Here is a 4,729-nt window from a genome sequence, read left to right as displayed (position 1 = left end):
CCATATTGCTTGAACAAGCCGTTTATGACCGCATCCGCCCCGGCGAGATGGYCGGTGTGCGAGGCGGCCATGCGCGCGCCACGCTCGGTCGACCCCATTTTCAGCATGACCACCGGCTTCTTCACTGCATTAGCCGCCTCAAGCGCCAGCCGCAGCTTCGAGATCGACTTGAAGCCCTCGACATAGGCAGCGATGACTGACGTCTGCGGATCGTGCGCAAAGTAGTTGATGAAGTCGGCAACCTCGAGATCGACCTCGTTGCCTACCGTTACCCAGCGCCGAAAGGCAGCCCCCATGGCTACGCCCTCGACGATAGGGCGGCCGTTGAAGCCGCTCTGGGTGACCAACCCGATCAGGCCGCCGCGATGCTGCTCCGGTATGGGAAACTGCTCAAAGGTATTGTCGTTGGTGTTCGGCCCGATGACGCGCACGCCATGTTCGCGCGCCGCCGCGGCGACCTTGGCCTCGAGAGCGGCACCCTCGGCACCCACTTCCGAAAAGCCGGAGCTGAAGACAATAACGTCGCGCACGCCGCGGCGACCGCAATCGGCGATCACCTGCGGAACGATCGCCGGCGCCACCTTGACCACGGCGAGGTCGATGTAGTCAGGCACCTCTGCCATCGACGTGAAGACGGGCATGCCGCCGGCCTCGCCGCCGCGCGGATTGACGTAGCAGAACCGAACATCCTCGCCGAAGCGGCGGAACCAATTGTGCGCCTGCGGCGACGCATCGACACGGCCGACATAGGCGATCCCGGTCTTCTTGCAAAACATGCGCTGGAGATCCGCCAGGCTGCGGTCGAGTTCGTCGCGGGCGTGCCGGATTGCCTGTGGGATGGTCTGCATGGTGTCGGGGTCTTTCGATAGGGTTTTCAGATTGAGGGGCAAACGGCCTAGGCCAAATGGCCGAATTCAAGTTCCTGGTGAGGTGCCAAGCTGGGGCACGAAACGCTCTGCGTCGGCACACCGGCGCAAGGAGAGGAGAGCGCCATGGGATCCGCGGCCAGTACGGCGAGACGGGCGGAGTTGGGATTCGAAGAACCCAACGAACTGCTGCGGGGCGTCACCAACGACCGTTCTGGCGGTGTGGTGAAATCCAGTCTGCGCGTGCTTTCTGTACTCGAATACTTCCAGGCCAATCCGCGGCCGGCGCGAACGACTGAGATCAGCCGTGCGCTCGCCATCCCCAACTCCAGCGCCGACGACATACTGAAGACGTTGGTGCGCACCGGCTACCTCGCCTTCGATCCGCGCCAGAAGGTCTACCTGCCATCCTACCGGATCGTCACGCTCGCCCGGCGCCTCGAAGGTTCGTTCTTCGGTGGTACGGCGGTCTCCGACCTGATGGACGAAGTTCATCGCCGCACCGGCCTGACGGTTTGGCTGTGTATGCAAAACGACCGCTGGGTGCAGTGCTCGGCGATCATTCCCGGCTCCGATTTTCACGCTGGCGTCCATGTCGAAGGCTTCACCGATTACGACTGGTCGACCGCCGCCGGCATGGCACTTTTGTCGGGCAAGCCGCAGGAGATGGTGGTGGAGATTGCCAAGCGCATGTTCCGCACCGAGCCGCCGGCAAGGCGCACGGCCAACTTGACCGCACTGCTCGACAAGGTCAGATCGGTTCGCAAACAAGGCTATGCCACCTCCCGCGGCTTCTCGGCGGAAGGCGTGACCGCGGTCGCGGCATCCTTCCAGTCGAAGTTCATGCGTGTTCCGGTCGCCGTGGGGCTTATCAGTACCGCGCCCGAGGAGAGCCCCGGCACGGCTGCCCTTGGGTCCACCCTCAGGCAGATAGTGACCCGGCACCAACGCCTCGCGGAATTGCACCGGGCCAATGACGACCTGCCTATTTCGCCGGAATGGGAATTCCTGCGGCAGCAATGAAGCCCTGGTCAACGACGCGATCCTCCGGCATCAGCTCGGTGTAAGACAGCACCTCGGGAATGAGCGCGTAGGTCTTCTGCAGGCGCTTGGCGAGATCGGCCGGCATGTAGAGGTTGGGATCGAAGGTAAGCGAGACACCCTTCTTCAGCGTCTCCTCGGGCAGCTGCAGCTCCTCGAGCATGATCTTCATGATCTCAGGGTTGTTATGGTAGTCGCCCTGGAGATAGGTGCGCGTCGTGCGTACCAGCGCCCGCATCACCGCCTCACCGACGTCGCGGCGTTCCTTGAGCAGGCGTGGACCGAAGCTCCACGACCCTGCCGACATCTCCGGTCCCTGGACGAAGGCCAGCGACACCTTGGATTCATCCGCCTTCTGCCAGATGGAGTCGATCAGGTAGCCGAAATTGACGGCACCGTTCTCGAGTGCCACCAGGATGTCAGGCGAAGCCATGGTCTGGAACTTCACGTCCTTGAGCGACAGGCCGACTTTCTCCAGTTCCGTCTGCAGGAAGTAGGAGGCCGTCGAGCCGAGGCCGATGGCGCTGGCGACGGTCTGGTCCTTGAACAGGTCGACGGTGAACTTGCGGCCGTTGAGAAAGGCGTTGTTGGCCCAGATCCCCTGCTTGGAGGCCGGCGACTGGACGAAGAGCGGCGCCACCACGCGGATGTCGGCGCCACTGGCGATGGCGTTGAAGACGGCCGCGCTCGGCTGGCCGCCAAGCACGTCAGCACGACCTGTGGACAGGAGCACGATGCCGTCGCTCGACTTGGCGAAGGTGTATTCGATGTCGATGTTTTCCTTGTCGAACTCACCCATTCGCTCGGCAAGGATCATCGGGATGTAGGCCTCGACCTTGGCAGTCATGGCGACTGTCACCTTCTCGCGCTGCGGCAGAGGCTTTGGCGCGTCAGAGCCCTCGGCACGGGCGCCGAGGCTCATCCCGATTACGGCGGCGGCAAGCGCCAGTTTCTTCCATAGAGATTTCATAGCTTCCTCCCTGTTGATCCTCTTGGCCGCCGGCCCTCGTCGTCAGTCGTAGACCAGCTTCCAGCTCGACCCGGCGAACTGCCTGACGCGCGGTCCACCGAAGTGGAATGCCGGGTCGCCCGGCGGCTCGGCGAACGAGATGACCGCGGTATCAGGGGCCGGCGGCAGCGCCGCCCATATCCGCCTGCCGGCTGTGTCAATGTCGACGCGATTGGGAATGTTGCGCTTGAGGCTCGCCACCCGCGGATAAAGCTCGGGATCGACTCCGGAGGCTGCGCGCAAGGCCGGCGTGTCGACGCCGCCCGGCCGCACCGCCACCACCCACGGCCCGGTTCCGCCGCGGCTCTGGCGCTCGCGCGCGACAACTTCGACCCAGTGCTCGATAGCAACCTTGGAGGCGCAGTAGGTGGCGAGGCCTTCGAGCGCTGCAACCGCCGCGCCGGAAGAAAGCATCACCAGCCCTGCCTCGTAGCCGGGGCGGCAAGCATCGAGAAACGCTTCGGCAAGCACGAAGGGTGCAGCGAGATTGGCAAGCACGCCTTTTTCATACGTCTCCGAGGAGACCTTGCCGACCACGCCGATCGCTTCGGAATAGTATGCGTTGTGGATGAAGATGGCGCGCTTGCCGCGAAACGCGGCCAATTCCCGGATGAAATGGCCGCGGATGCGATCCCATGTCGAAGGGTCAGTCAGGTCGAACGCGACGCTCTCGTAATCGGGGTGCTTCCGGCGCGACAGATTGATGATGCGGGCGCTCTTGAAAGGAACGTTGCGGGCGAGCCCGAGGCCCACGCCCTGCGTCGCACCACTGATCCAGACGATGGTATCGTGCATCGTTAGCCCTCCATCTCAATTGCGCAGCACGACCGCACAGGTCGGGCCCAGATCGCTTGAGCTCACCAAGCAGCAGTCGGCGTTGTCGACCTGACCGGTCGAGTTGCCGCGTATCTGCTTCACGCCTTCGGTGATCATGTTGAAACCATGCAGATAGACCTCCGAGAGGCTGCCGCCGCCGGTGTTGACCGGCAGGCGCCCACCAAGCGCGATGCCGCCGTCCTCGGTGAAGGCTGCCCCCTCGCCTCGCCCGCAAAAGCCATAACCTTCAAGGGTGAAGAACACTTCTGGCGTGAAGGCGTCGTAGAACTGCGCCACCTTGATGTCGGAGGCACGGAAGTCGCTCTGGCGCCACAGCGACTTCGCGCAGGTCGCGGCCTGTGAGCGCATCGGATCAGCCGTGAAGTAGTTGGCAAGTATGGCACTGCCGCCGTCGAACCCTTGAGCTGCAGCATGGATGTAGACGGGCCTGGCACGGCAATCCCTGGCCCGCTCCGCAGAGGTGACGACGAAGGCGATCGCCCCGTCGGTCTCAAGGCAACAATCGAACAGACACAACGGCTCGCTGACCCAGCGCGCGGCGAAATAGTCCTCGCGGCTCATCGGCTTGGCATGCATGAAGGCATTGGGATTGCGATTGGCATGGCTTCGAAACGCCAATGCGACATTGGCGAGATGATCGCGGGTGGCGCCAAACTCGTGCATGTAGCGCATGGCAAGCACACCCACCTCGTCGACCGGGCGGATAATGCCCCAGGGTCTCAACCAGGTGTCGCGGCTGCCCTGGATGCGCTGTTCCAGCTGAGCCCAGACGCGGCTCGCGCGGCCGCTCCGCTTGCGTGAGCGCCAACCGACGACTACCTTGGCCTGGCCGGTGGCAATCGCCATAGCGCCATGGCCAACAGTCCCGCAGCCGCCATGACCACCGGCGGGCATCTGCGCGTAGTAGGTCACCTCCTTCATGCCGAGGTCGCGCGCGATGTCGTGCTGGAAGACATTTTCCATGTTGAGCGAACAC

Annotated in this window: 5 protein-coding genes; 1 reads left to right on the top strand and 4 read right to left on the bottom strand. The window is 63.6% G+C overall.

Annotated features, from left to right (window positions below; all coding sequences use genetic code 11):
• Nucleotides 1-848 (bottom strand): CoA-binding protein (locus AC1DUU_RS23365; protein WP_476785770.1); only part of this gene is annotated, 848 nt, incomplete at its 3' end.
• A gap of 144 nt (nucleotides 849-992) precedes the next feature.
• Between AC1DUU_RS23365 and AC1DUU_RS23360 the strand changes: the two genes are divergently transcribed.
• Nucleotides 993-1,889, top strand: coding sequence for an IclR family transcriptional regulator (locus AC1DUU_RS23360; RefSeq protein WP_476785769.1), 897 nt, complete (start codon nucleotides 993-995; stop codon nucleotides 1,887-1,889).
• Here AC1DUU_RS23360 and AC1DUU_RS23355 read toward each other — a convergent pair.
• The 3 genes from AC1DUU_RS23355 to AC1DUU_RS23345 form a co-directional block, all read right to left on the bottom strand.
• Nucleotides 1,852-2,877 (bottom strand): ABC transporter substrate-binding protein, encoded by a 1,026-nt coding sequence (locus tag AC1DUU_RS23355; RefSeq protein ID WP_476785768.1) that lies wholly within the window; start codon nucleotides 2,875-2,877, stop codon nucleotides 1,852-1,854. The two genes, AC1DUU_RS23360 and AC1DUU_RS23355, sit on opposite strands and share 38 nt — an antisense overlap.
• A gap of 42 nt (nucleotides 2,878-2,919) precedes the next feature.
• Nucleotides 2,920-3,711 carry an SDR family NAD(P)-dependent oxidoreductase gene (locus AC1DUU_RS23350; RefSeq protein WP_476785767.1) on the bottom strand — a complete coding sequence of 264 codons (792 nt, stop codon included), beginning with the start codon at nucleotides 3,709-3,711 and terminating at the stop codon, nucleotides 2,920-2,922.
• A 15-nt stretch (nucleotides 3,712-3,726) separates the two neighbouring features.
• Nucleotides 3,727-4,729: thiolase C-terminal domain-containing protein (locus AC1DUU_RS23345; protein WP_476785766.1), on the bottom strand; the 1,003-nt coding region annotated here is incomplete at its 5' end.

It is taken from the genome of Aminobacter sp. P4_H6_2 (assembly GCF_056400805.1).
This window is presented reverse-complemented; position numbering and strand designations above follow the sequence as displayed.